23 protein-coding genes are annotated in these 25,559 nt (G+C 72.2%); 9 read left to right on the top strand and 14 right to left on the bottom strand.

The window, feature by feature from the left end:
• Positions 1-136: 136 nt before the first annotated feature.
• From ACFVJX_RS22260 to ACFVJX_RS22250, 3 genes are read right to left on the bottom strand one after another with little or no spacing between them, the layout of a single operon-like run.
• Positions 137-1,150: an NAD(P)/FAD-dependent oxidoreductase gene (locus ACFVJX_RS22260; protein WP_384128947.1), complete on the bottom strand. Its 1,014-nt coding sequence runs from the start codon at positions 1,148-1,150 to the stop codon at positions 137-139.
• The gene (locus ACFVJX_RS22255; RefSeq protein ID WP_384128944.1) at positions 1,147-1,674 is read right to left on the bottom strand and encodes an isoprenylcysteine carboxyl methyltransferase family protein; all 528 of its coding nucleotides are present in this window, start codon (positions 1,672-1,674) and stop codon (positions 1,147-1,149) included. The genes ACFVJX_RS22260 and ACFVJX_RS22255 overlap by 4 nt, the downstream gene beginning before the upstream one ends.
• Before the next feature lie 12 nt (positions 1,675-1,686).
• A complete protein-coding gene (locus tag ACFVJX_RS22250; protein WP_384128941.1) occupies positions 1,687-2,739 on the bottom strand; it encodes a type III polyketide synthase in 1,053 nt (350 codons plus the stop codon).
• 118 nt (positions 2,740-2,857) lie between these two features.
• Here ACFVJX_RS22250 and ACFVJX_RS22245 point away from each other — a divergent pair, with 118 nt between their 5' ends.
• Positions 2,858-3,727: a UbiA family prenyltransferase gene (locus ACFVJX_RS22245; protein ID WP_384128938.1), complete on the top strand. Its 870-nt coding sequence runs from the start codon at positions 2,858-2,860 to the stop codon at positions 3,725-3,727.
• Between the two features lie 25 nt (positions 3,728-3,752).
• Here ACFVJX_RS22245 and ACFVJX_RS22240 read toward each other — a convergent pair whose 3' ends face one another.
• The 3 genes from ACFVJX_RS22240 to ACFVJX_RS22230 all read right to left on the bottom strand — a co-directional run bounded on the left by ACFVJX_RS22240 (position 3,753) and on the right by ACFVJX_RS22230 (position 6,106).
• Positions 3,753-4,280: an HAD domain-containing protein gene (locus ACFVJX_RS22240; RefSeq protein WP_384128935.1), complete on the bottom strand. Its 528-nt coding sequence runs from the start codon at positions 4,278-4,280 to the stop codon at positions 3,753-3,755.
• A 72-nt stretch (positions 4,281-4,352) separates the two neighbouring features.
• Complete coding sequence (locus tag ACFVJX_RS22235) at positions 4,353-5,345, bottom strand: CehA/McbA family metallohydrolase (protein WP_384128932.1); 993 nt, start codon at positions 5,343-5,345, stop codon at positions 4,353-4,355.
• Positions 5,346-5,371: 26 nt separating this feature from the next.
• The gene (locus ACFVJX_RS22230) at positions 5,372-6,106 is read right to left on the bottom strand and encodes an SDR family NAD(P)-dependent oxidoreductase (protein ID WP_384128929.1); all 735 of its coding nucleotides are present in this window, start codon (positions 6,104-6,106) and stop codon (positions 5,372-5,374) included.
• 174 nt (positions 6,107-6,280) lie between these two features.
• Between ACFVJX_RS22230 and ACFVJX_RS22225 the strand changes: the two genes are divergently transcribed.
• Positions 6,281-7,114, top strand: a complete 834-nt coding sequence (locus tag ACFVJX_RS22225) for an NAD(P)H-binding protein (RefSeq protein WP_384128926.1) — start codon at positions 6,281-6,283, stop codon at positions 7,112-7,114.
• Between the two features lie 89 nt (positions 7,115-7,203).
• Here ACFVJX_RS22225 and ACFVJX_RS22220 read toward each other — a convergent pair whose 3' ends face one another.
• The gene (locus ACFVJX_RS22220; protein WP_384128924.1) at positions 7,204-7,386 is read right to left on the bottom strand and encodes a DUF6381 family protein; all 183 of its coding nucleotides are present in this window, start codon (positions 7,384-7,386) and stop codon (positions 7,204-7,206) included.
• 196 nt (positions 7,387-7,582) lie between these two features.
• Between ACFVJX_RS22220 and ACFVJX_RS22215 the strand changes: the two genes are divergently transcribed.
• Positions 7,583-8,287, top strand: a complete 705-nt coding sequence (locus ACFVJX_RS22215) for a ribonuclease H (RefSeq protein WP_384128922.1) — start codon at positions 7,583-7,585, stop codon at positions 8,285-8,287.
• A gap of 168 nt (positions 8,288-8,455) precedes the next feature.
• A complete protein-coding gene (locus ACFVJX_RS22210; RefSeq protein WP_384128920.1) occupies positions 8,456-9,190 on the top strand; it encodes a CDP-alcohol phosphatidyltransferase family protein in 735 nt (244 codons plus the stop codon).
• On the opposite strand, the gene ACFVJX_RS22205 is transcribed toward ACFVJX_RS22210, so the two are convergent.
• The gene (locus tag ACFVJX_RS22205; RefSeq protein ID WP_362958911.1) at positions 9,159-9,605 is read right to left on the bottom strand and encodes an adenylyltransferase/cytidyltransferase family protein; all 447 of its coding nucleotides are present in this window, start codon (positions 9,603-9,605) and stop codon (positions 9,159-9,161) included. The two genes, ACFVJX_RS22210 and ACFVJX_RS22205, sit on opposite strands and share 32 nt — an antisense overlap.
• 216 nt (positions 9,606-9,821) lie before the next feature.
• Here ACFVJX_RS22205 and ACFVJX_RS22200 point away from each other — a divergent pair, with 216 nt between their 5' ends.
• The 3 genes from ACFVJX_RS22200 to ACFVJX_RS22190 are packed head-to-tail and all read left to right on the top strand — an operon-like array spanning position 9,822 to position 14,088.
• Positions 9,822-11,084 (top strand): glycosyltransferase, encoded by a 1,263-nt coding sequence (locus ACFVJX_RS22200; RefSeq protein WP_384128918.1) that lies wholly within the window; start codon positions 9,822-9,824, stop codon positions 11,082-11,084.
• Positions 11,081-12,847, top strand: a complete 1,767-nt coding sequence (locus ACFVJX_RS22195; protein ID WP_384128916.1) for a lipopolysaccharide biosynthesis protein — start codon at positions 11,081-11,083, stop codon at positions 12,845-12,847. The genes ACFVJX_RS22200 and ACFVJX_RS22195 overlap by 4 nt, the downstream gene beginning before the upstream one ends.
• Positions 12,844-14,088, top strand: a complete 1,245-nt coding sequence (locus ACFVJX_RS22190; RefSeq protein WP_384128914.1) for a hypothetical protein — start codon at positions 12,844-12,846, stop codon at positions 14,086-14,088. The genes ACFVJX_RS22195 and ACFVJX_RS22190 overlap by 4 nt, the downstream gene beginning before the upstream one ends.
• On the opposite strand, the gene ACFVJX_RS22185 is transcribed toward ACFVJX_RS22190, so the two are convergent.
• A complete protein-coding gene (locus ACFVJX_RS22185; protein ID WP_384128912.1) occupies positions 14,057-15,574 on the bottom strand; it encodes a hypothetical protein in 1,518 nt (505 codons plus the stop codon). The genes ACFVJX_RS22190 and ACFVJX_RS22185 overlap by 32 nt on opposite strands.
• Before the next feature lie 104 nt (positions 15,575-15,678).
• Here ACFVJX_RS22185 and ACFVJX_RS22180 point away from each other — a divergent pair, with 104 nt between their 5' ends.
• Positions 15,679-16,839 (top strand): glycosyltransferase, encoded by a 1,161-nt coding sequence (locus tag ACFVJX_RS22180; protein ID WP_384128910.1) that lies wholly within the window; start codon positions 15,679-15,681, stop codon positions 16,837-16,839.
• 1 nt (position 16,840) lies between these two features.
• On the opposite strand, the gene ACFVJX_RS22175 is transcribed toward ACFVJX_RS22180, so the two are convergent.
• Genes ACFVJX_RS22175 through gmd form a run of 5 tightly spaced genes read right to left on the bottom strand, consistent with a single transcriptional unit; the run spans position 16,841 to position 24,414 of the window.
• The gene (locus ACFVJX_RS22175; protein WP_384128908.1) at positions 16,841-17,668 is read right to left on the bottom strand and encodes a glycosyltransferase family 2 protein; all 828 of its coding nucleotides are present in this window, start codon (positions 17,666-17,668) and stop codon (positions 16,841-16,843) included.
• Complete coding sequence (locus ACFVJX_RS22170) at positions 17,665-18,363, bottom strand: hypothetical protein (protein ID WP_384128906.1); 699 nt, start codon at positions 18,361-18,363, stop codon at positions 17,665-17,667. The genes ACFVJX_RS22175 and ACFVJX_RS22170 overlap by 4 nt, the downstream gene beginning before the upstream one ends.
• Positions 18,360-20,615: a LamG-like jellyroll fold domain-containing protein gene (locus tag ACFVJX_RS22165; protein ID WP_384128904.1), complete on the bottom strand. Its 2,256-nt coding sequence runs from the start codon at positions 20,613-20,615 to the stop codon at positions 18,360-18,362. The genes ACFVJX_RS22170 and ACFVJX_RS22165 overlap by 4 nt, the downstream gene beginning before the upstream one ends.
• On the bottom strand, positions 20,615-23,404 hold the full coding sequence (locus tag ACFVJX_RS22160; RefSeq protein ID WP_384128902.1) for a LamG-like jellyroll fold domain-containing protein: 2,790 nt from the start codon (positions 23,402-23,404) through the stop codon (positions 20,615-20,617). The genes ACFVJX_RS22165 and ACFVJX_RS22160 overlap by 1 nt, the downstream gene beginning before the upstream one ends.
• A complete protein-coding gene (gene gmd, locus ACFVJX_RS22155) occupies positions 23,401-24,414 on the bottom strand; it encodes a GDP-mannose 4,6-dehydratase (RefSeq protein WP_384128900.1) in 1,014 nt (337 codons plus the stop codon). The genes ACFVJX_RS22160 and gmd overlap by 4 nt, the downstream gene beginning before the upstream one ends.
• Positions 24,415-24,526: 112 nt before the next feature.
• On the opposite strand from gmd, the gene ACFVJX_RS22150 reads away from it, so the two are divergent.
• On the top strand, positions 24,527-25,510 hold the full coding sequence (locus tag ACFVJX_RS22150) for a GDP-L-fucose synthase family protein (RefSeq protein WP_384128898.1): 984 nt from the start codon (positions 24,527-24,529) through the stop codon (positions 25,508-25,510).
• Positions 25,511-25,559 lie beyond the last annotated feature (49 nt).

The raw sequence follows: 25,559 nt of genomic DNA, 5'->3' as shown, positions 1-25,559 counted from the left end.
AGCTCCGATGCAGATGATCCGACGCAGATGAGGTGAACCGCTCCTGCTTCGCAGTCTGCCACAGCAACCCGCTGATGATCATGGTGTGTTGGAGTGTGCGAGCGGCCGCCTCCCGCCCCGGCCACGGGACCGGCGGCTACTGCAACGCGTGTACCGCCGCGCCGAAGACGGCCGGGGCGCGCTGTGCCGCGGGGACGACCAGGCGTGCGGTCGAGGGACGCCGGGCCAGCATCAACAGGCCCTCGGTGAGGTAGCGATGACGTCTGGTCAGGGACTTCCACCGGCCCGGATAGTCCTGCGGGCGGCCGGCGGCCAGCGCGTCCACCGCCGCCGCGGCCGTCGCCAGGGCCAGTGCCACCCCCTCGCCGGTCAGCGCGTCCACATAGCCAGCGGCATCACCCACCAGCAGCACCCGCCCCGCCCGCCGGTCCAGCGCGCTCCGGCGCAGGGGCCCGGCGCCGCGCACCGGGCCGGCGTCCCGGCCGAGCAGTGAGGCGGCCAGCCGGGGAAAGGCCGTCAAGTGGTCCGCATGGGAGCGGCGTTCCCGGCTGAGCACGGCCACGCCCACCAGGCCGTCCCCGAGCGGTGTCACATACGCCTCGCCGCAGCGGGACCAGTGCACCTCCACGAACTCCGTCCACGGGTCGATCCGGTAGTGGCGGCGCTGCCCGTAACGGCGCACCGCCGAACCCGGGCCGTCCAGCCCCAGCTCGCGCCGGACCGGCGAGTGCAGTCCGTCCGCCGCGATCAGCCAGCGGGCCGTCAGCCCGCCCGCGTCGACCCGGTCATGGCCCTGCCGGACGCCCGTGACCTTGCCCGGCACGATCCGGACGCCGAGCTCCATCGCCCGGCCGTGCAGGGCGGCATGCAGCTCGGTCCGTCGCACGCCGAGTCCCGTACGGCCCCGGAACGCGGCCTCGGCGCTGCGCGCACCGTCCACGTAGCGGATCCCGCGCAGCCGGTGCCCGGACACCTCGACGCCCAGCGCGCGCAGCGCGGCCACCCCGCTGGGCATGATGCCCTCGCCGCACGCCTTGTCGATGGGGGAGACGCGGGGTTCGACGACGACCGTCTCCAGGCCCAGCCGGGCCGCCCGGATCGCCGCCGCCAGACCGGCCGGACCGCCGCCCGCCACCAGCAGATCGATCACGCCGGCACGTCCGCTGCCGACACGGCGGTCAGAGCCGCCTCCTCGCACCGGACGCGGACGGCCATCAGGCCCGCGTTGAGCACGGTGAACAGCACCGCGGTCACCCACGCCCCGTGCACGAGCGGCAGAGCGAGCCCCTCGGCGGCGACGGCGACGTAGTTGGGGTGGCGGAGCAGAACGTAGGGCCCGGAGGTCACCAGCGGCAGACCCGGGACGACGACGACGCGGGTGTTCCACCGGTGTCCGAGCGTACGGATGCACCACCAGCGCAAGGCCTGCGCGGCCACGACCACGGCCACCATCACCCAGCCGTACAGCGGTACGAACGGCCGCTCGGCAAGCCGGACCTCCACGAGACAGCCCACCAGCAGCGCCGTGTGCAGGGCGACCATCGCCGGGTAGTGGGCGCGGCCCGTCTCCACGCCGCCCCGGGCCATCGCCCAGCGCGTGTTGCGGAGCGCGACGACGAGTTCGGCGAGCCGTTCGCCCGCCACGGCAAGCACCAGCGCCGTGTACCAGATCATGTGTCCTCCGACCTACCAGCGCAGCAGCACCAGTTCGCAGCAGAATCCGGGCCCCATCGCCATCAGCAGACCGGGCGACCCCGGCTCGGGCCTGCGCTCCATCGTGTCCCGCAGTACGTGGAGCACGGACGAGGAGGACAGGTTCCCCACCTCGGCCAGCGAGCGCCAGGTGACGTCGAGAGCGCCGTCGGGGAGTGAGAGGACCTCGGACACGGCCTCCAGGACCTTGGGCCCGCCCGGATGGCACACCCAGTGGGCCACGTCCTTCGGCTTGAGCCCGTGCTCCGACAGGAAGTCGCGTACGTCGTCGGCGAGATACCGGCGCACCACATCGGGGACGGCCGGATCCAGGAGCACCTTGAAGCCGGAGCTGCGGATGTCCCAGCCCATCACGTGCCCGGTGTCCGGATACATGCGGCTGCGCGTCGCCACCACCTCGGGTCCGGCCCCGGACGCCCGGTCCTCGCCGAGCGCCACCACGGCGGCGGCCCCGTCACCGAACAGTGCGGTCGCCACCATGTTGGCGGTCGACGCGTCCTGGCGCTGGAAGGTGAGGGAGCACAGCTCGACCGAGAGGAGCACCGCCACGTCGTCGGGATGACCGACCAGATAGTCGTGCAGCCGCGCCACTCCGGCGGCCCCGGCGACACAGCCCAGACCGAAGACCGGCAGCCGCTTCACGTCCGGGCGCAGACCGATCCGCCCCACCAGCCTGGCATCGACGGAGGGGGCGGCCACCCCGGTGACGGACGTGAACATCAGAAGGTCCACATCGGTCGGCCGCAGCCCCGCCGTCCGCAGCGCCCCGCGCAGCGCATCGGCGCCCATCTCCACCGCCGCGCCGATGAACACGTCGTTGGCGGCCCCGAATCCGTCCAGCTCCGCGTAGCGCTCCAGCGGCAGCACCATGTTGCGGGTACGCACCCGGGCGTTCTCGTGCAGCCGGTCCAGCACCCGCCGGTCGGCCCCCGACGGCAGGCAGGTGCGGGCCACCATGTCGGTGACCTCGCGCTGGGTGTGCCGGTGGGGGGCGGGGGTGCCGTGCACGGCGGCGATCCGGGTCATCCCGGGTCCTGCTTCGGAGGCGTCATGGCCCAACCCTGCCCCACTCGATGGACAAAACGCCGCAAACAGCCCGTGTGGCTGTCATGTCGGTCCGGCACGGAGTACCTACGATCACGTGATGGGCACCCCCGACCCGCCGCGCGTGTACACGGCGACCGCGTGGCCCCCGCGCCGCGCGGTGGCACTCGCCCGCTCCTGTCACCCAGGCCCGGTGGCAGCGGTGAGCGCACTGGCCGGAGCGCTCGGTGTCGGCGCGGGCCTCGACGCGGTCCGCTGCGCCCTGCTCGTCACCGCTGTGCTGAGCGGTCAGCTCTCGGTGGGCTGGTGCAACGACGCCCTCGACGCCCACCGGGACGCCTCGGCCGGCCGCCGCGGCAAACCGGTTGCCGACGGATCCGTGAGCCGTACGGCAGTGTGGAGGGCGGCCTTCGTAGCCGCACTGCTGTGCGTGCCGCTCTCCCTGGCCTGCGGCCCTCTCGCCGGTGCGGTGCACCTGACCGCGGTGGCGGCGGCCTGGGCGTACAACCTGCGGCTGAAGGCCACGCTGCTGTCCTGGCTCCCGTACGCGATCGGGTTCGCCGCCCTGCCCGCCGTGGCCGCGCTGACCCTGCCCGGCGGCCCGGGCCCGTCCTGGTCGGTCGTGACGGCCGGGGCGCTGCTGGGACTGGCAGCCCACCTGGCCGATGTGCTCCCCGACATCGAGGACGATCTGCGCCACGGAGTGCGTGGCCTTCCGCAACGGATGGGCGCCACCCGCGCGGGGCTGCTGCTGCCGGTGCCACTGGTCGCGGCGTCGGCGGTCCTGGCCCTCGGCCCGGCCGGGCCACCCGGCTGGTGGGGAGCGCTGGCCCCGGCGGTGGCGGCGCCGACGGCACTCGCCGGGCTCCTGATCGGCCGCTACCGCCGCAAGGCCCCCCTCGCCGCCGCCGTGGTCGTGGCGGCCGTCGACGTGGCATTGCTGCTGGTACGCGGCGCCGCCCCGGTGTGATCCGGGCGGTGGTCCGTACCGGGTCTCACGCCGTGCGCAGCCACGCGTCGAGCAGGCGGAAGTCGGCGCCGGTCAGGCCTCGCCCGGGGTCGACGCGGTGGAGCAGGGCCCGCGCACCGTGGTGGGCGGACACCCACCTGCGGTCCGCCTCACCGATCTCGTCGTCGACCCAGGCGAAGTCGCGTCCGGCCGCCCACTCCACGAGTGTGCGGGTCTTCCAGTGCAGCCCCGCCCGGATATCCCGGTCCTCCTGGGCCGATGGCTCCGGCCACAGCACCACGCGGAGCGGTGGCAGCCCGAGCCGGGGCGCGACCACCTCGTTGGCCTCGTGCATCCACGTGGTGGCCCACACCAGCCGGCAGCCGAGGGCGGCCAACCTGGGTCCGAGTCCCGGATCGATCCTGGCGAGCAGCGGGTTGGCCCGGGCACCCGGCGGAAGCGGGCCCGCCGGGTACGTCCGATGGCTGCCGTCCGGGCCCGTCGCCGGGCCGAACGGGATGAGTGGGCCGTCGACATCGAGGAAGAGCAGTGGAAGCCCGCCGGAACCGGTCACCGCGGCAATGTACCGCCGGCCGCCGCGGCGGTACTCGGTGGCCGGCCGCGCGAGGCCGGTGGCAACGCCGGATCAGACCAGTACGACCGGATTGCTGAGCGCCGCCATGTGCCCACCGGGGTGGCGGACCTCGACCCGGACGAACGCCGCGTCGGCCGCGTCGAGGCCCCACTGAACGACCCCACTGCCCGAGCCGGGCAGGGACGCGTGGTGCGCCTTGCCCCGTTCGGTGTGCAGGCCGACCGTTCCCGACGGCACACCGTGCACCTCCACCCTCGCCACGGCCCGGCCGCCGCCGGTGTCCAGCCGTTCGCCGATGCCGGCGCTCCGGCCGCCGGACGAGACCGTGAACGACAGCTCGACCGAGGCGGATCCGGCCAGCCAGCTCCGCCCGGCACGGATCCCGGCGAGGACGGCCTCGGCATGGAGCCCGTCGGCCCGCACCACGGTGTGCGGGGTGCCGATCTGGCCATCGAGGTGCGCGTCGCTGTTCCCCAGGGCCGGCAGCCACCGCCCCTCGTGGATGGCGGCGGCCAGGCCGCGCCCCCACTCGGCCAGGGCCGCCTCGTTGTCCGCCTGCCACGGCACGTCCGAACTCCAGGGCCCGTTCCACACCTCGACCGCGTCGAAGCCCCGGAACGGGTACATGAAGGTGCCCGACGGATACGGCGCGTGCGGATGGGCCGCGACGCAGAGCCCGCCCAGCCGGTGCACCTCGTCCAGATGCCGGCCGATCACCCCGTCCCGTACGCCGTAGCGCCAGTCGACGACGTTGCCCGCGGGCACACCCAGCGCGAGCCAGTGTCCCGTCAGCGTGGTGACCTCCTGGCCCAGGATCACCACCAGTCCGTCGTCGGCCTGCCGGCTCCAGACGTCATGCGTCGCGGCGGTGTTGTGCTCGGTGACCGCGAGGAAGTCCAGTCCCGCCGCGCGTGCGTCGGCCGCGAGCCGTTCCGGCGTCAGCTCACCGCCGTTGGAGACCGCCGAGTGCACATGGCAGTCGCCGCGGTACCAGCCGCGCCCCCGCCCGGCCGCAGGCGGTGGCGAGGATGCCCGCTCCGGCATGCGCTTCCCCCCGTCGCCCGTCGGGTTCAGCGTCCGCCCGCCACGCGCAGAATCGCGCCGGTGGCGTACGAGGCGTCGTCCGAGAGCAGCCAGGCGACGGCTCCGGCGATCTCCTCGGGCTGACCCGGCCGCCCCAGCGGAATGCCCGCGGCGAGCTTGTCCGGGCGGTCGGGGTCCTCGTGGAATTCGGTGCGGATGACGCCGGGCGACACCGCGTTGACCCGGATTCCGGCCGCGGCGACCTCCTTGGACAGTCCGATGGTCATCGTGTCCACGGCTGCCTTGGCGGCGGCGTAGTGGACGTACTCACCGGGGCTGCCGAGCGTGGCGGCGGCCGAGGACATGTTCACGATGGCCCCGCCCCCGGTCCCGGTCATGTCACGCACGGCCCGCCGCGCGCAGAGCAGGTAGCCCACGACGTTGACGTCCAGGGCGCGCCGGAGCCCGGCGGCGTCCGCCTCGGCCAGCGGACCCGTCGGGCCACCGACCCCCGCGTTGTTGACCAGCCCGGTGACCGCGCCGAGCCCGGCGGACGCGGTCTCGAAGAGCCCGTCGACCCCTGCCTCGTCGGTCGTGTCCAGCCGCACCGTGACACAGCGCCGCCCCGTCGCCCTTACGGTTTCGGCCACGGACTCGGCCGCCGCCGCGTCCGAGCGGTAGCCCAGCGCGATGTCGTGACCGTCGTTCGCCAGGCGTACGCAGACCGCCGCGCCGATTCCGCGGCTGCCGCCGGTGACCACGGTGACCTGTTGACGGCTCATGAACGCCCCTGACTCCCGTGCGAGGATCCGAGTTCCTCGGCCGAGGGCCCATCGTAGGGACCGCCCGGCGATGGCCGGAATCAGGCGCATCTGTCCCGGGCGCGGAATGCCCTTCGCGCGGGGCCGCTTGAGGGTGTTGCACGCGTGACCGATGTATCGCACAGGGGAGCGACCATGACCATTCTTGTGACCGGTGTCCGCGGCCAGGTGGGCAGCGCCGTACTGCGGGCCCTCCTCGACGCGGGCCTGCCGGTGCGGGCCGCGAGCCGGCGGCCGGGGGACGCGCCGCCGGTGGAGGGCGCGCCAGCCGTACGCTTCGACCAGTCCGACCCGCACACGCTTCCCGAGGCGCTCGCGGGAGTGCGCAAGGTCTTCCTCTACGCCGAGCCCGAGGGAGTCGAGGGCTTCACCGAGGCGGCGCGCAAGGCCGGCGTCGAACACGTGGTGCTGCTGTCCTCGCTCTCCGCCGAGCCCGGACACGGCGACAACCCGATCGCACGGGCCCATCTGACGGTCGAACAGGCACTGGACGCGTCGGGCATCGACCGCACCTTCATCAGGCCCGGCGGGTTCGCCTCCAACGCCCTCCAGTGGGCCGGCCCGATCCGGGCCGCTCGGCGGCTGGAGCTGGCGTATCCGCAGGCCCACAGCGAGCCCGTCCACGAACGGGACATGGCCGAGGTCTCCGTACGGGCTCTCCTGGACGACGCGCACCGCGGCGCGACCTACCGGATCACCGGCCCCGAATCGCTCTCCCAGCAGCGGCAGGTGGAGCTCATCGCCGACGTGCTGGGGGAACCGGTGCACGTGGCGCGGATCAGCCCGGAGGAGTACCGGGCGGCGCTGTTGCGCCACCTTCCCGCGCCGATCGCCGACACGGTGATCTCCTACCAGGCCGGGCAGGACGGCACACCGCAGCCGACCCATGACGACGTGCGGGCCGTGCTGGGCCGCCCGGCCATCGGCTTCGCGCGATGGGCGGCGGACCACGCCGCGGACTTCCGCTGACCGCGGCACCCGGAACGCACTGAGCGACCGATGGCCGCCACCCACTCATGGAAGAGCGGCGGTCGATCGGTCGCCCGGCTGACGCGTGGCTACACGGGAAGGTCGCTGCCGCCCCGGCCGGTCTGCTGCTCGCTCTGCTCCTGCAGCTTCCGGGCCTTCTCCTGGAGCCGCCGGCGCTGCTCGGGGTCCTTGGTGCGCTCCGCGGCCTCGGTCATGTGCCGGGCCTTCTCGCGGATCTGCTGGGTACGGCCGGTTTCTCCTGCAACGCTCATCGTCGCTCCTTGGACGGTAGGGAAGAGCGGGCTCCCTCAGAGAACCAGCGCTCCGGGGCCGACGCATTCCGAACCGCTACGTACCGTGAAGGTGCCAGGTGGGGTGGGTGCCGGGAGCGGGCTGTCGCGGCGGTGCGGGGGCCGTCCCCCGTACCGCCGGGGCTCCGGGCTGCTCGGCGCTGGCATGATCGGGGGTATGAACGAGCGCATGATCGCCGCGTGTGACGGGGCATCGAAGGGTAATCCGGGGCCTGCGGCCTGGGCGTATGTGGTGGCCGACGCGGCGGGCAGGCCCTTCCGCTGGGAGGCCGGGCCGCTGGGCACCGCCACCAACAACGTCGCCGAGCTCACCGCGTTGCAGGAGCTGCTGGAGTCCGTCGACCCCGGTGTCCCGCTCGAGGTGCGGATGGACTCGCAGTACGCGATGAACGCGGTGACCAAGTGGCTGCGTGGCTGGAAGCGCAACGGCTGGAAGACCTCGGCCGGCAAGCCCGTCGCCAACCGCGAGCTGGTGGTCCGCATCGACGCCCTGCTGACCGGCCGGTCCGTGGACTTCGTCTACGTGCCCGCCCACCAGGTGGACGGCGACCCGCTGAACGCGCTCGCCGACCAGGCCGCCAGTGAGGTGGCCGTGGCGCAGCGTGCGGCAGGCACCTCGCAGGGTTCCGCGGATCTGCCGGTGCCCGTTGCGGCCCGTGCCTCCGAAGGGCGGCGGACCGGCAGCACGGCGAAGAGCTCGGGCGGTGCGGCCAAGGGCGGGGGTACGGCACGCTCGGGCGCCACGATCCGCGCCAGGTACGCCGGCCGGTGCCACTGCGGGAAGCCGTACGCGGCGAAGGACACGATCGCGAAGAACGACCAGGGCTGGGGCCACCCGGAGTGCCGCACCGCCTCCGCCTGACCCGCCCCTCGCCGCTGCACCGCCGTCCGCCGGCCCGTCCGGCCGGTGGACGGTACGGGCCGGGGCGAACCGCCCCGCGCGGTGGGTCCCGCGTGCCATGATGCGGCTCCGGTGGAGAGGCCGACACGCCACCGGGGCTGTGGGCAACGGCTACACGCTGGGGGGCGTATGGAAAGCACGGGTACGGTGCTGCGTGAACTGCGCGGGGCGCAGAAATCGGCCAAGGGGGTATCGCTCTACTCGCGGTACGTGAACCGGCCGGCCGGCCGGATCTTCGCAGCCGTCGCGTTCCGGCTGGGCATGACACCCAATCAAGTAACGCTGGTCAGTGCGGCGTTCACCTTCGCCGCCGTCGCGTCCGTGGCCCTGGCCGAACCCACCTGGCCGCTGGCCGTCCTGGTCTACCTGGGGCTGGCCGTGGGTTTCGCCCTGGACTCGGCCGACGGCCAGCTCGCCCGGCTCACCGGACGCGGAGGCCCCGACGGCGAATGGCTCGACCACGTCGTCGACTGCGCCAAGATGATCCTCGTCCACACCGCCGTACTGATCTCGTTCCACCGCTTCTTCGCCCTGCCCGCCGACGGCTGGCTGCTCCTGCCGCTCGGCTTCCTGTTCGTGGCCGTGCTGACCTTCTGCGCGGGCCTGCTGCGGGAACAGCTCGGCAAGGCCGCCGCACGCCCGGGCCCGGACGGTGCCTCCGCGGCCCGGCAGCCGGTCTCCCGGCTGCGGGCCGTGGCGCTGCTCCCGGCCGACTACGGGGTGTTCTGCCTGGTGTTCCTGCTGCTGGGCGACGAGACGGCGTTCCGTGTCGGCTATGCCGTGCTCGCCGCCGTGCACGCGCTGTTCCTGGCGGCGTTCCTCGTCAAGTGGTTCAGGGAGCTGAAAGCGCTCCGGGCAGGCTGACCAGCGAGTCCAGCGCCCGGCGCAGCTGGGTGCTGGACGTGTGCACGGTGTACGGGAAGTAGACGACCTCCACGCCGACCTCGGCGAAGTCGCGTTCGAGCCGTTTCCCCTTCTCCGTGTCCCGCCAGTCGTCCCCCTTGAAGATCACGTCGAACCTGACCTGCTGCCAGGTCTCCACCTTGTCGGGGACGGTCTCGACGAACGCGGCGTCCACGTACCGCACGCTCCGCACGATCTCCAGCCGCTCCGGCAGCGGAATCACCGGCCTGTGGCCCTTGGCGAGCGCGGCCATCTCGTCCGAGACGACCCCCGCGACCAGGTAGTCGCACTGACTGCGGGCATGCCGCAGGATGTTGAGGTGACCCACGTGGAACAGGTCGTAGACTCCCGGCGCGTAGCCGACCCTGTGCACCATCCGTTCTCTCCCCCCACGGTGAACGTGATGCCCGTCTCCCGCCGGCAGGTTTCCGGACATGGCGGCCGGTCCGGTGGGATATCGGCATCGGTGTTGATCGTGCAACGACCTTACTGTGAAGACCACTTGCGCATCACGTGAACGGATAAGCTCACTTTTGGGGCTGTTCCTTGGGGGGAACACAGGTGGCTCCGGGGGGAAGAAGGTGACCGTCCGATGCCAGACACGGATCCGCATCAGCCGTTCCAGCACCGCCGTCTGCTGGTGGTGTCGACGAACTACGCGCCGGAGCTGACCGGGATCGGCCCGTACGCCGCGCAACTCGCGGAGCACTGGGCCGCGTCCGGGGCCGATACGCATGTCCTCACCGGAATGCCGCACTACCCGTCCTGGCGGACCGAGGCCGCGTACCGGGGAGTGTGGCGGGCCGATGAGGAGCGTTCGGGGGTGACGGTCCACCGGCGAAGACACTATGTGCCGCCCCGGCAGAGCGCGTTGCGCAGAGCGGCGTTCGAGGCATCGGTCCTCGCCCACGGCCTGGTCGCACCGCCGGGGGTGCGACCGGACGCGGTGATCTCCCAGATGCCGAGTCTCGCCGGCGGCGTCCTGGGCGCGCGGCTGGCCCGCCGCCACCGTGTCCCGTACATACCCGTCGTACAGGACCTGATGGGCGCGGCCGCAGCGCAGAGCGGTATCCGCGGCGGCGGCAGGGCGGCGGCGGTGGCGTCCGCGGCGGAGCGGTACGCCCTGCGCGGGGCCATGCTCGTCGGTGTTATCCACGAGAGCTTCGTCCCCCGTGTCACCGCCTACGGGGTGGACCCCGGACGCATCCGGCTGGTCCCCAACTGGACCCATGTGCAGGCCCCTTCGGCCGACCGGGCCACCACCAGGGCGCGCCTGGGCTGGCGCGATGGCACCCCGGTGGTCCTGCACTCCGGCAACATGGGCCTCAAGCAGGGTCTGGAGGTCCTGGTCGACGCGGCCAGGCTCGCCCCCGAGATCCGTGTCGTGCTGATGGGCGACGGCAACCAGCGCGAGGCCCTGCTGGCCCGTGCGGCCGGTCTGCCCAACCTCGACTTCCTGCCGGCCGCGGGCGCGGACGAGTTCACCGATGTGCTGGCCGCCGCCGACGTGCTCGCCGTGACGCAGCGCGCGTCCGTGCTCGACATGAGCGTGCCCTCCAAGCTGACCTCATACTTCGTCTCCGGCCGCCCCGTCGTCGCCTCGGTGGCGGACGAGGGGGGCACCGCCCAGGAGGTTCAGCGCTCCGGCGCCGGACTCCTCGTCGCCCCCGAGGACCCGGCCGCCGTACTGGCGGCGGTCCGCAAGCTCGTCGAGCAGCCGGCCGCCGCCGACGAACTCGGCGCCCACGGACCCCGGTACGTGGCGCGTCACCTCGGCCGGGAAGCCGGACTGGCCCGCTTCGACGCACTGCTCACCGAGGTACTTCAGGACGACCCAGGGAGACCACGCCGATGACCGAGTCGATCCGCAGCCTGGAGGACCAGGACGAACCTGCCCTCCTGCGGGACCAGTTCCGGCAGCTCCTGCGCTACCGCACCCTGCTCGTGTTCGGCGTGGTCGTCGGACTGCTGGGCGGCGGCTGGCTCGCCCTGGGCGGCGAGGACACCTACACCTCGACCGGCGAGGTGTCCGTACGCTCGGCCGCCTCGGACCCGTTCGCCGCGGGCGCCTCGGCCGACAAGGGCATCAACATCGGCTCCGAACGCCAGACCGCCGTCAGTGACGCCGTGGGCACCGTCGCGGTCGGCTCGCTGGTCAAGCACGGCGACCGGATCGAGGTCGGGAAGCTGCTGACCGGCCTCCAGGTCACCAACCCGCCCAATACCCTCGTGCTCAGGTTCGCCTACACCGCCCGCACCCCCGAACAGGCCAGGACCCGGGCCGAGGCGCTCGCCGAGGCCTATCTGGAGATCCGCCGGGAGCGCACCGAGAACAGCATCGACAACATGGTCGACGGCTACCGCGCCCAGCTGAAGCCGCTCACCGAACAGCGCGACCGGCTGGCCGAGCAGGAGACCGGCACCGTCGGCAACGACGTGACCAGCGCACGCGCCAACATCATCGTTGCCATCTCCGAACTGAGCCAGAAAATATCGGAGTTGCGCGCCCTGGACACCACACCCGGCTATCTGAACAAGAAGCCCGTCGCACCCGAGCGTCCCACCGGTGCCGGACTGCCCCTCCTCCTCGGGCTCGGCGGCGTCGTCGGTCTGGCGCTCGGTCTGCTGCTCTCCTGGGTCCGGCTCGTCTTCGACCGGGCGGTCCGCTCCACCAGGGAGCTCGTCCGCTCGCTCGGCGCCCCGCTGCTCGGCACCCTGCCCAGGGAACGCGCCGCGACGGGCACCCTGCTAGCCATCGGACGCGGCGGCAGCCGGCTCGCCGAGGAGTACCGGGCCGTCGCCTTCCGGCTCGCCTACGACCCCTCGTTCGCCGAGCGCCGCAGGCTCCTGGTGACGGCGCCGCGCGGGGACAACGACACGGCCGCCGCGGCAGCGGTCAACCTGGCGGCGGCCTTCGCCGAGATGGGCCGCGACGTCCTGCTGTTCGAGGCGGATCTGCGCACCCCGTCACTGGCCAGGGACCTCGGCGCTACCGCGCAGGGCGCCCGGCCCCGCTGGGCCGCGGAGCGCGACGGCCGGGGCTGGCCGTCGGACAGCCGCATCAACGTCGACGTGCCGGGCTCGGGGGCGTTCACCCTGATCGCGGGCCGCCGGATGGACAACGTGCCGCGCGCCCTGACCTCCGCGCCCGTCGGACGGATCGTCGCCGAAGGCGGCCGGCCCGGAGCCGTCGTCATCGTGCTGGCCCCGCCCGTCCTCTCGTACGCCGACGCCGTCGCGCTCATCGACCGGGTGGAGGGTGTGGTGGTGGTCTGCGACCCGCGCGAGGTGCACCGCAGCGACCTCGAGCGGATTCGCGAGATCATCGGCGCCGCCGGCGGAACCGTGCTCGGTGCCCTGCTGCACCCAGGCCACGGCAGGATGGAGCGCCGGGCCCGCAGGAAGGCGGCCAAACGCCGCGCCCGCAACCGGCAGACAGCGGGACCGGACCGAGACGGGCAGGACGGCCGCGGGCAGCCGGGCGGGCCCGGCCGGACCGACGGCGGTGCCCGCGCGGGCGACCCCGCCGAGACGCTCGGCCTGCGCACCCTGGACGGCGCACCCGGCACCCGGCACGGCGGCGACAGCGAGCACAACAGCGCCGCCGGACGCAGATGAGGGCACGCACCGCGATCGTCTGCTCGGTCGCGGACCAGGGCGTCGCGGCACTCACGAACATCCTGGTCCTGGTGGTGGCCGCCCGGCTCTCCACCGTCGCCGACTTCGCCCGGTTCTCCGGCGTCTATCTCGTCTTCACCGTGCTGCTCGGGGTGTTCGGCGCCTACACCGGACAGCCGCTGGTGCTGCGCCGGAGCGCGAACGACGACACCCGCGGCGCCTGCCGGTCCGCGGTCGCCTTCACGCTGCTCGTCTCGGCCGTTCTGGGCGGACTGCTCGCCGCCGTCTGCGCGGCCGTTCCCGGAGACACGGCACGGGCCCTGGCGATGCTGGGGCTCGTCCTGCCCGTCGTCCTCGCACAGGACACGGCCCGCTACGCGTTCGCCACGCTCCACGCGCAGCACCTGGCGCTGGCCGCCGACACGCTCCGGCTTCTCTGTGTGCTCGGCGCGCTGGCCGTGCAGCCGCACGGCACCTCGGCCGCCCGGCTCGTCACCCTGTGGGGCCTCTCCGCACTGCCCGCGCTCCTGCTGTCCGTCACCGTGCTGCACCGCAGGACGGCCGGCACCCCCGTGCGGCTGTCCCCCCTGCTGCGGCGGGGGCACCTCGGCCGGCGCTTCGTCGTCGAGTTCGGAGTGGGCAACGCGACCAGCCAGCTCTCCGTGCTCGGCCTCGGCGCGGTCGGCAACCCCCTCGTCGTCGGCGCGCTGCGTGGCGCGACCACCCTCTTCGGCCCGCTCAACGTGCTCTTCACCTCCGCCACCGGCTTCGGCCCCCCGCTGCTCGGGCGGCTCGCCACCGACCGGCTCAGGGTGCGGGCCACCGCGGCCCTGGCCACCGTCCTGGCGGCGACCGCCGCGGGCTGGGCCACCGTCCTCGCCCTGCTGCCCGGATCAGTGGGCCGCCATCTGCTCGGCGACACCTGGCCCACGGCTGCGGCGCTGCTCCCCGCGACCGGCAGTCAGTACGCGGCGATGGCCGTCGGCACCTGCGGACTGCTGGCGCTGCGGCTGCTCGACCCACGCACCACGCTCTCCATCCAGGTGGTCTTCTCGCTCACCGCCGTCGCGTTCCTGACCGGGGGTTACGTGCTCGGCGGTGTGCCGGGCGCCGCCTGGGGCCTGTGCCTGGGCTCCGTCTGCAAGGCGGTCGCCACCTGGACCAGGGTGGCGCGGCTGACCCGTCGCGCCGGGACGGGCCCGGCCTCCGTCAGTGCGACCGCTGTCCGTTCCGGTCCCTGAAACTCGCGACCAGGGCCAGGCACAAGGCCGCGATGGCCAGCTTCCCGGCCGCCTGGAGCAGTGGGCCGCGCAGCAGGATGAAGGTGTATCCGGCGACCAGCGGAGCCGCGACGGCCAGGACGCTGCCGGGCCCCGGGCCGTCCCGGGACACCGCCCGCGCGTACCGCCGGTCGGTGCGCGCGGCCGCGTACCCGATCAGGGCGAAGCCGCCGATCATGCCCGGGGCGCCGAAGTCGACCCAGAGCTCCGTCCACATCGGCGCGGAGAGGTTGGTCATGTTCATCCCCATCCACTGCCCGACTCGCACCCCGGTGTCCTCCGGTTTCCCGCTCCACGCCGCCCGGGGCACGAAGAAGAAGGCGGAGCCCGCCAGTTGACGGCCGTAGGTGTGGCCCCGGGTGCCGACCCAGGAGATGGTGTTGGCGAACATGACCGTCTGGTCGTAGTCCTTGGTGGCCAGCGGCTCGAAGACCGAGGACGACTGGACCGGCCGGTACCCGGAGTCGTCGTAACGGAACCGGTCGGCGTACGGGAACAGCACCAGGGCCCCGACCACCCCCGTCGCCAGCACCGAGCGGTACATCGCCGCGCTGCTCGGGAATGCGGTGAACAGGAGCGAGACCAGTACCGTCAGGAACCAGTAACGGGCGTTGGAGACGGGGTTGTTCACGACCAGGTTCACGATCACCAGCGCGGACCAGACCAGTACGGTGGACGGCGCGCGCCGGGCCCGGCGCGAGGTCACCAGGCGCCGGGTGCAGAAGAGCAGCGCCAGCAGCGCCGGCACCGTGCCGAACCCCTTGAGGAACGCCGAGCCCACGTTGGACTGGCCGGACGCGACCCCGCTGTCCGCGACCGACGCGCTGATCTCCTGCCTGCTGGAGAAGAACACCGCGGGCCCGCCGACTTTCAGCACGTAGTACCCGCTCGCCGCGAACGCCAGCAGCACCAGCAGCCGCAGCCTGACCGGGTGCGCGGTGGCCGCACGGCCGCTCCCGCGCCCCCCGGAGCCACGTGCGCGCAGCGGGCGCCGGGACGCCAGCAGGGCCCCCAGGTCGAACGCGGCGCATCCCACCAGGACGAGCGCGATCGCGGTCACCAGGTCGGAGCGCGGCCCGACCACCGGTGTCGGGGTCTGCCCGATGACGGCCTGGGCGAACGGCGCCACCCCCATCGCGATGTACACGAACATCCAGAAGACACCCTGCAGCAGCCGCCGCCGGGTGGACAGGATCATCGTCGCCAGCCGCGCACCCGAGTAGCACGTCAGCACCAGTTGCAGCCAGTACCCGGTGTCCCGGACCCCGGTCCCGGGCTGCGCGGCGATCAGCGCGGGCAGGAAGCAGACCAGACCGAGGATGAGCGGCACGGCCATCGCCCGCGACAGCATCGCCCAGGACATGGGCCCGGCGGACGGCCCGGCCGGACCGCGCCGTCCGCCCTCCCGGACGTCGGCCGGCGGCCTCGCCCCGTGCACGGACGTCATCTGTTCCCCGTTCCGTGAGCCTGTGAACACTCTAACGAATCAACCCACTTCGGGTGATGTGATGACTAGTCTGTGAACAGCTGCCGAGGTCGAGGGGAACCCTGGTGAAGATCCTGCACGTCGTCACACTGCACACCCCGGACCACGCCTTCGGCGGGCCGACCCGGGTCGCCCTGAATCTCTCGAAGGTCCAGCGCGCCGCGGGTGACGACGCCCGGATCATGGCCCTGGGCGACGGCTTCGACGGCCCGCTGCCGCGTCAGGTGGAGGGGGTGCCCGTCCATCTCTTCCAGGCCCGCCACGTGCTGCCGGTGTTCGAGGTCAGCGGCATCACATCGGGTGCGCTGCTGCTCGCCGCGCGCCGCATGATGCGCGGCGCCGACATCGTCCACGTACATCTGATGCGTGATCTGGTGACACTGCCCGCCGCGCTGCTGGCCCTGGCCTCCGGCACCCCCCTGGTCGTCCAGACGCACGGCATGGTGGACCCGACCGAGAAGCGGGTGGCGCAGCTGACGGATCTGCTGGGCGTACGGAAGGTGCTGCGCGGCGCCGATGCGGTGCTGCACCTCACCGAGAGCGAGCGGCTGGACGTCAACGCCGTCGCCGCCCCGGTGGAGCTGACCCGGACCGTACGCCTGGTCAACGGCGTACGGCCGCAGGAGCGCAAGCCCGAACGGGACCCGGCGCGGCCGCCTACGGTGCTCTTCCTCGCCCGGATACAGGAGCGCAAGCGGCCGGAGGACTTCGTCGCGGCGATGCCCGCGGTGCTGGCCGAGCATCCGGACGCCCGGTTCGTCCTGGCCGGCCCGGACACCGGGGCGCTCGACGGCACGCTCCGGCTGGCCCGTGCTCTGGGCGTGCTGGACTCGCTCGACCACGTCGGGCCGCTCGGCCACGAAGAGGTGCTGGCCGCCGGCCGGCAGGCCGACGTGTACGTCCTGCCGTCGATCGAGGAGCCCCTCGGCGTATCGGTCCTCGAGGCGATGTCCGTCGGTACGCCCGTCGTCATCACCCGCACCTGCGGCCTCGGGCCCGATGTGGAGAAGGCCGGAGCGGGCCGCGTGATCGACAGCCGGGTCGGCGAGGACGCGGCCAACGCCCGGAAGGTCGCGCGGGCCGTCCTGGAACTCCTGGAGCCGAAGGCCAACACCGAGGCGGGGCAGGCCGCCTGGGAGCTGGTCGGTGAGCACTTCACCATCGACGTCGTGACCGGCACGCTCCGGCGGACCTACGAGAACGTGGTCCGCCGGAAGCGCCGCTGACTCAACGGCCCGGTACCTCGCGCGACTTGAGCGCGATCTGCCACCGGTAGAAGCTCATCGCCAGCGCGAAGTCGAACCCCGCCCGGCCGTCCAGGAAGCCCCGCCGGTACACGTACATGTACGCGAACGACACCAGCGGCTTGAACGGTGCCTTGTGGAACAGCTGCCCCTGACGGGACTTGACCCTGCGCACCTGCTCCTTGACCTCGGGGTGGTGCTCCAGCCAGGCCTCCCAGTCCGAGTACCGGTTGTGCCGCTCGAACCAGGCGGTCACCGGGTCGAGGTCCTGGTGCTCGATCGGGTTCCGGAGTGACCCCGCACTGTCCGCGACCGGCTGGTAGTGGCCCTCCACCTCGCCGATGCCCGGCGCGTCGAGATCCCCGACCTCCGGGTACCGGCTGCGGGTGCGGTCGGTCAGCGACCGCTTGCGGATGGTGTAGCCGTGCCGCAGCCGCTTCCCGGAGAACCAGTACCCCAGCGGGATGTCGTACGCGGCGGGCCTGGGCGTCTGCGGATCGGCGAAGACCTGCCGCAGTTCGGCCAGCAGGCCGGGGCTGAGCCGCTCGTCGCCGTCGAGCAGCAGGATCCAGTCCAGGTCCGTGCGGACGTTGTCCAGGCACCACTGCTTCTTCCGGGGGTGGCCGCCGTCCCAGGTGTACATGACCACCTCGGCGCCGCACTCCGCGGCGATCTTCGCCGTGTCGTCCGTACTGTGCGAGTCGACCACCACGACCGCCTCGAAGTAGCCGAGGACCGACTTCACCGCCTCGGCGATGTTGAGCCCCTCGTCCTTCGTGGGGATCGCCACGGCTATCGGCAGCTTGTTCATCCGTTGTCTCCTTCGGGCAGCCAGGCGTAGCAGCCTGTGGAGGTGAAGGCGCGGGCCGCCTCCGGGATCGTGATGCCGCTGCGCTTCCCGTCGTCGGACGAGCCCGATGCCAGGGTCCTGCCGTTCTTTCCGCTGATCTCCCAGTTGCAGTTCTTCGTGGGGGTGACATCGCGGTAGCGGCCGGGCCGGACCTCCGCGCCCTTGTAGGAGCCGTCGGCGTACGCCCGTGAGGCCCGCTCCACGAGGTCCTTGTGCTGGGTGCACAGGTGCGCGACGGCGGGCTTCGCGTTCGCGATCTCGCCCGTGGCGACCGCACCTGTCGCGGTGTCGGCGTCGACCCGGACCAGGTACGTCAGCCGGTCACAGGTCTCCTGTCCCGTCTGGAGGACTGCCGCCGGGTCCATGCCCTTGGGCACCCGGTCGACCAGGTACTCCTTCTGTTTCTTGGTGAACGTGCCTGTGGCCGGGGTGAGTTCGTCGGTCGGGATCTTCGGTGGCTTGCTGGTGCCGGAGGCCCGCGGGGAGGCCGGGGCGGAGCCGTCCGGCTCCGCCGGCGCGCCGGCCACCGGCCCCGCCGAGGCAGCGGGGCCGGTCTGCGCCGCCTTCCTCGGGCCCGGGTCGGACGACGAGCCGCAGGCGGCCAGCGCCGCCGTCGTGAGTACGACGACGGCGCCGGCCAGGAACGGATACCTCATCCACCCGTCCTCAGGGCGTAGTGGGCGCTGACCTGTGCGGCGGTCAGCGCGGCCGGGTACACGGCGGTCTCGTCGATCTGCCCGGCGAAGAAGTTGCTCGTCGGACGGTTCGGCCAGGTCGCCAGGTTGTCCCCGCCCACCCGCCAGTACCCGGTGTAGCTCTCGTTCTTGGTGTACTGCGGGTTCGAGGCGCGGAGCTGTCCGTCGACGTACAGGGCCATGCCGCCGGAACCCTGGGTGGCGACGACATGGTGCCAGGCACCGTCGTTGTAGGCCCCGGTCGTGCTGACGGTCTGGCCGCCGACGTTGTGGGTGCCGAAGGTGAGGCGCCCGTTGTTGAGCATGTACACATGCTTGTCGTACTTGCCGCTGAGTTCCAGGGTGTTGGTGCCGAAGCCGATGATCTTCCCTCCCCGGGTCGTCGTCGTTTTGATCCAGGTCTCCACGGAGAACTTCGCGGTCTGGGCGCGGCTCCGGTTGCTGTACGCGTACTGCGTGGTCCCGTTGAACCCGATGGCGGTCGAGGGCCCGGCCACCGCCGCCGGGGTCTGCCGGTAGGAGGGCGCGTTGCGCAGGAAGCCGTTGTCGAGACCCGCCCCCGTATCGGCGGCGAAGGTGGAGGTGCCCTCGTCGTAGCGCCAGTACAGGGAGGCTCCGTCGGACAGCACCCTGGCCGGGTAGCCCTCGGCCTTCGCCGCCACGGTGGCGGTCACGGCGGGGGACTTGGCACTGGTGTTGATGCCGTCGCTCGCGGTGATCCGGTACGTGTGCGTCTCTCCCGGTGCCACATCGGTGTCGGTCCACCGCAGTTGCGGGCGGTCCCAGAACACCGAGTAGCCCGTCGTCGTGTGCACCGGAGCGGTCGCGCCGTCCTTGTAGATCCGGTAGGTGAGCTCCCCGTCGTCCGTGTCGAAGCTCGTCTGCCAGTTCACGTCCACCTTGTCCGGGGCGACCGTGGAGACGCTGACGTTGGGCACCCAGGGCGCCCCGGTGTCCGGGCCGTCGGCGAAGCGGGTCAGACCCTGCTGAGGTGCGCTGTTGACGGTGGTGAACTCGCCGCCCACCCACAGATAGTGATGCCCGCCCTTGTCGGTCTGCGCCATCACACGGGGGCCCACCGGCTCCCCGATCCCGTCGTTGGTGTCCGGGAACCACGGCAGCAGCTTCGGGTCGCTCACGGACTGAGCCAGCAGATGCTTGCGCGGCTGGTCGGGGAACTCGCCCATGGAGGCACAGTCATGGGCGTGACTGCCGCTGTAGAGCACCCCCTTGTGCACCAGGATGGCCTGTGTGGCACCGAGACAGGTATCCCGCCACACCTGCTGGAAGGTGCCCAGGTCCAGGGCGATACGGCCGTCGAAGACGCCGCCCCCGGTGCCTTCGTTGGCGGTGTAGAACTGGGTGGCGTCCGTGGTGAGGTCCTGCACCGTCGAGGTGTTCGGGATGAAGCCCGGATAGCTCTTGTCCAGGGCGCCCGTCGTCGCGTTCACCACCGCGAGCGCGTGCGACGTGGTGCCGTTGACGGTGAAGAAGTCACCGCCGAGCAGGACGTGTCGTCCGTCCGGCGTGACCTCGACGGCCCGGCCCACCTGGTCCGTGTTGGCCGTCCACGGCTTCAGCGCCGCTCCCGTGGTGACCGCGGCGAACTTGTTCCGGGTCTGCCCCGCGACGCTGTTGAAGTCACCGCCGAGATAGACGGTGTCGGTGGTGACGGCGAGGGCCCGGACGGTGGCGGAGACCGCGACCTTGAAGTTGGTGCGCGGGGTGCAGGTCGCGGTGTCGATCGCCGCGATGTTGCTCACGCCGACCCCGTTCACCGCCCCGAACTGGCCGCCCGCGTAAAGGGTCTTGCCATCGGGGGAGAGAGTGAGGGCCCGCACGGTCGCGGTCCCCGACGACAGGGTGAACGACAGACTGCAGCCGGTCGGCGCACCGGTCGCCGCGTCGAACGCGGCGAAGTTCACCGCGGGCTGTTCCGACGTTCCGGCGGGTGCGCCCGGCGGCCGTACGGTGGAGAAGGTGCCGCCCGCGTAGACGACCCCGACGTCCGTCGCGGCCATCGACCAGACGATGCCGTTGGTCTGCCAGGTGGAGAGGTCGTCGGCGGTGAGCGCGACCGGAGCGGTGAGCGCCGTGGCCGGGGAGCCCCCGGCAGCGGCGGCGCTCAGGGCCCCGGCGAGCAGGCAGAGAGCCGCGGCCACGGCGCGCAGCCGGCCGCGCCCCCCGCGTCTGCGCCCCGTACTTTCGTTCATCATTCAGCTCCGAAGGTGAGAACGAGCTGCGGCCGCCAGGCCGCGGTTGCCACCTCGCTCGACCAGATGCGCAGACTGTCCGTCCCGCCGCTGGTGAGAGCGAGTGAGTAGGCGGAGCCCAGGGCCCCGCCCAGCGCCGGCGCGTTCAGTTCCACCGAGTAGCCGGTGGAGACCTCAGCCGCGCCGGAAATGGTCCCCAGCACCGTCGTGGCGAGCGACGGCCGGGAGTTGTAGGTGACCGACGACTCGGTCCACGCGCCGGTGACCGGCACCAGGGTGTGGCTCTCGGCCGAGCCCGCCGTCGGGTCCGACGAGGTGCGGAAGACGAACCGGGCGCTTCTGAGCGCCTGCCCGGCGGGCGCGGCGGGCAGCGCGTACCGGAGGTAGGCGAGATAGGCCGTCGTGCCCCGGGTGGCCAACTGGGCGTCGTTGTAAGTGGTGTTCGCGGCGACGCTGTTGACGTACGCGTCCTGGGTCGGTGTGAGGGAGACGGTGGTGTCCCCGGGGCCCTGCGGGGTGTCCGCGAGGCCGTGGTGCGCGGCCGCCTGCGCGGCGGTCAGCGCCGAGGGGTAGAGGGCCGTCTCGTCGACCTGCCCGGCGAAGTAGGTGCTCGTGGGACGGTTCGGCCAGCCGTTGGTCATGGCGTCCCCGCCGACCCGCCAGTACCCGTTGTACGAGCGGTTGCCCGCCGCGGTGTTGGAGCCGACGGACACGCCGTCCACGTACAGCCGCATGCCGGCCGGCCCCTGCGTGGCCACCGCGTGGTGCCAGACGTTGTCGTTGTAGGAGGCGGCCGATGTGATGGTCGGCCGGTTGCTGGTGCTGCCGACCTGAACGCCGAAGGCGAGGCGCCCGTTGCCGGTGAGGTAGAGCAGCTTGTCGGAGATGCTGCTCGTGTGCCCCTGCGCGCTTCCGGTGTTGTTGCCGTAGCCGACGATCCGGCCGCCCCGGACCGTGTTCGTACGGAACCACGTCTCGATGGAGTACGGGGACGGCGACGTGTAGTGGTGCAGCCGGTCGCTGTAGACGTACTCGTCGGTGCCGTTGAGCGCGAGCGCCGCCGAACCCGCCACGGCGGACGGGGTCGAACGGTAGGCGGGGGCGTTCACGTAGACGCCGCCGTCCTCGTTCTGCGAGGCGTCCGCGGCGAACCCGCCCCCGGACTCGTCGTAGCGCCAGTAGAGGTCCGCGCCGTCGGCCAGCACCCGCGCCGCGTACGGACTCGACGAGCCGGTCGCGGTGACGGAGGCACCGGCGGACAGGGCACTGGTGTTGGTGCCGTCGCTCGCCGTGATCCGGTACGAGTAACTGCGGCCCGCCACCACGTCGGTGTCGGTGAAACCGAGCTGCGGCCTGCTGAAGAAGAGCGAGGAACCGGTCGTGGTGTACACGGGAACCGGGCCGCCGTCGCGGTAGACCCGGTAGGTGAGCAGACTGTCGTCCAGGTCCAGGCTCGAACGCCAGCTGACCCGCACCTGTCCGGCGCGCGGTGCCGAGAGGCTCACCACGGGCACCGAGGGAGCCCCGGTGTCCGGGGCGCTCGCGAAGCGGGTCAGGGCCTGCTGAGCCACTCCGTTGACCGTCGTGAACTCACCGCCCACCCAGAGGAAGTCGCGTCCGCCCCGGGACGAGACGGTCAGGGCGCGCGGCCCCACCGGCTCACCGATGCCGTCATTGGTGTCCGGGAGCCAGCCCAGCATGGCCGGATCGCCGACCGCCTGCGCGGTGAGGTGCTTGCGGACCTGGTTGGGGAACCCGCCCATCGTCGAGCAGTCATGGACGTGACTGCCCGCGTACAGCACCCCCCGGTACACGCGAAGAGCCTGCGTGGCGCCCTGGCAGGTGTCCCGCCACCGCTGGTCGAAGGTGTCGAGCCCCATGGCCAGACGGCCGTCGAAGGAGGCGCCGCCGGCGCCCTCACCACCGGCGTACCAGCCGTTGGACGCGCTGTCGGTGACGATGTCCTTGATCACGGCGGACGCCGGGATGAAGTTGCCGGTGTAGGCGCGGGTCAGCGCTCCGGAGGAGGCACTGGTCACCGCGAGGGCGTGCGAGCTCGCACCGCCCACGGTGAAGAAGTCGCCGCCGATCAGTACGTTCTGCCCGTCCGGAGTGACCTTCAGCGTCCTGCCCGGATCGTCCGCGTCCGGATTCCAGCCGGTCACCGCGCCGGCCGCCGTGACGGCGCCGAAGAACCGCCGGGTTTGTCCGTCGATGCCCTGGAAGTCGCCGCCGGCGTAGACCGTGCCGTTCGCCGCCACGTCGAGTGCGCGCACCGTCGCGGAGAAGGCAGGCGCGAAGCCCGGTCGCCGCGTGCAGGTGGCCGTGTCGATGGCGACCAGCCCGTTGGCACCCGCGCCGTTGACCGCGTTGAAGTAGCCGCCCGCGTACAGCGTGGACCCGTCGGGGGAGACCGCGAGCGCCCGCACGGTCGCCGTGCCGCTGCTCCGGGTGAAGGCGAGTGAGCATCCGGTGGGCGCTCCGGTGGCCGCGTCGAACGCGGCGAAGTTGACCGCGGACGTGGTGTCGCTGCCGGCGGCGGAGCCGGCCGGGCGCACACCGGTGAACGTGCCGCCCGCGTAGACGACCCCCTTCGCCTCGGCGAGCGACCAGACGATGCCGTTCGTCTGGTATGTGGCGAGATCGTCGGCGGTGAAACCGACCGGCGGGGTCAGCGCGGCGGCCGGGGGAGCGGTGGCGGCGGACGTGGTGAGCGCCCCCGCCGTGAGCGCGAGAACGGCGGCGAACACCCCGCCGCGGGCACGTCTGAGACGTCCGGGACACCTCACCGGTCCACCCGCACGGCAGCCCCGGTGAGCTGGTCGGCCAGCTGCCGGACGTCGGCGTCGACCATGATCCGGGCCAGCTCCCGCGATTTCACCGCAGGCTTCCAGCCGAGCAGTTCCGCCGCCTTCGACGCGTCCCCGATCAGCGCGTCGACCTCGCTGGGCCGCTCGTACTTGGCATCGTGACGGACGTGCTCGCGCCAGTCGAGACCGACGTGCTCGAAGGCGTACTCCAGGAACTGCCGGACACTGACCCCCTCTCCGGTGGCCACCACGTAGTCGTCCGGGGTGTCGCACTGGAGCATCCGCCACATCGCGTCGACGTACTCGGGGGCGTACCCCCAGTCGCGGATCGCGTCCAGGTTCCCCAGGTGCAGGCGCGTCTGCAGGCCCGCCTTGATCCGGGCCACCCCACGGGTGATCTTCCGGGTCACGAAGGTTTCGCCGCGACGCGGGGACTCGTGGTTGAACAGGATCCCGTTGACCGCGAACATCCCATACGCCTCACGGTAGTTGACCGTCGACCAGTAGGAGTAGACCTTCGCGACGCTGTACGGGCTGCGCGGGTGGAACGCGGTCCGCTCGTTCTGCGGCGGCGGGCTGGCGCCGAACATCTCCGAGGAGGACGCCTGGTAGACGCGGGTGTCGATGCCGCTGGCGCGCACCGCCTCCAGGAGGCGGACCGTGCCGAGCCCGGTGATGTCACCCGTGTACAGCGGGGCGTCGAAGGAGACCCGCACATGCGACTGCGCGCCCAGGTTGTAGACCTCGTCGGGCCGGATGTCGCGCAGCAGGTTCACCAGGGCGACGCCGTCGGCGAGATCGGCGTGATGCAGCACGAAGGAGCGGTTCTCCTCCTCCGGGCCCTGGTAGATGTGGTCGATCCGCTCGGTGTTGAAGCTCGACGAGCGGCGGATGAGTCCGTGGACCGTGTATCCCTTCTGGAGCAGCAGTTCGGACAGGTACGAACCGTCCTGTCCGGTCACGCCGGTGATGAGCGCTGTCTTCGTCACGTCTCCCCCTTCTGTGGTCGCCCGAGAGGCTGTTGGTCGCCGAAATTTCAGAGTTTGAGCGATCTGCGGTAAAACGTCACCGCGCCATGGAGCTGCTGGCACAATCCGAGCCATGACGACTGATCTCCCCGGCCCCTCCCAGGAACCCGTCCCGTCCCTGCTCCGGACCGGCGCCCGCGTCTTCGTCGCCGGCCACCGCGGCCTGGTGGGCTCGGCGTTGGTGCGCCGTCTCACCGCCGAAGGCCACGAGGTGATCACCCGTGGCCGCGACCGCCTGGACCTGCGCGACGCCGAGCCGACCGAGGCCTTCCTGCGGGAGGCGCGCCCGGACGCGGTGGTGCTGGCCGCCGCCAAGGTCGGCGGGATCATGGCCAACAGCACCTACCCGGTGCAGTTCATCGAGGACAATCTGCGGGTCCAGCTGAGCGTGATCGCCGGGGCGCACGCGGCGGGTGTCGAGCGGCTGCTGTTCCTCGGCTCGTCCTGCATCTACCCCAGGCACGCCCCGCAGCCGATTCCCGAGAGCGCCCTGCTCACCGGCCCGCTGGAGCCGACCAACGAGGCGTACGCGCTCGCGAAGATCGCCGGGATCGTGCAGACCCAGTCCTACCGCCGGCAGTACGGTGCCTCGTACATCTGCGCCATGCCCACCAATCTCTACGGGCCGGGGGACAACTTCGACCTGGAGACCTCGCACGTCCTGCCCGCGCTGATCCGCCGCTTCCACGAGGCGCGGCGGAGCGGGGCGTCGACACTCACGCTCTGGGGCTCCGGAAATCCCCGGCGCGAATTCCTGCACGTCGACGATCTGGCCGCCGCCTGCGTGCTGCTGCTGGAGCGGTACGACGGTGGCGCACCCGTCAACGTAGGCACCGGTGAGGACCTGACGATCCGTGAACTCGCTTCCACGGTAGGAGAGGTGACCGCGTATCAGGGACGTGTCGAGTGGGACACCAGCAAGCCGGACGGCACGCCGCGCAAGCTGCTGGACGTGTCCCGGCTGGCATCCCTCGGCTTCACGCCGCGGATCGGGCTGCGTGAGGGGATCGCGGGCACCTACTCCTGGTGGCTCGAACAGCAGGGCGCCCAGGTCTGACCGGCGACCGGGGCCGGACCGGCAGGCCGGGTGGCCGGGCACCCCGGGG

Source organism: Streptomyces sp. NPDC127177 (genome assembly GCF_042672475.1).
Lineage (GTDB): Bacteria > Actinomycetota > Actinomycetes > Streptomycetales > Streptomycetaceae > Streptomyces.
Note: the sequence above shows the minus strand (reverse complement) of the source record. Positions and strands in the feature narration are given on the sequence as shown.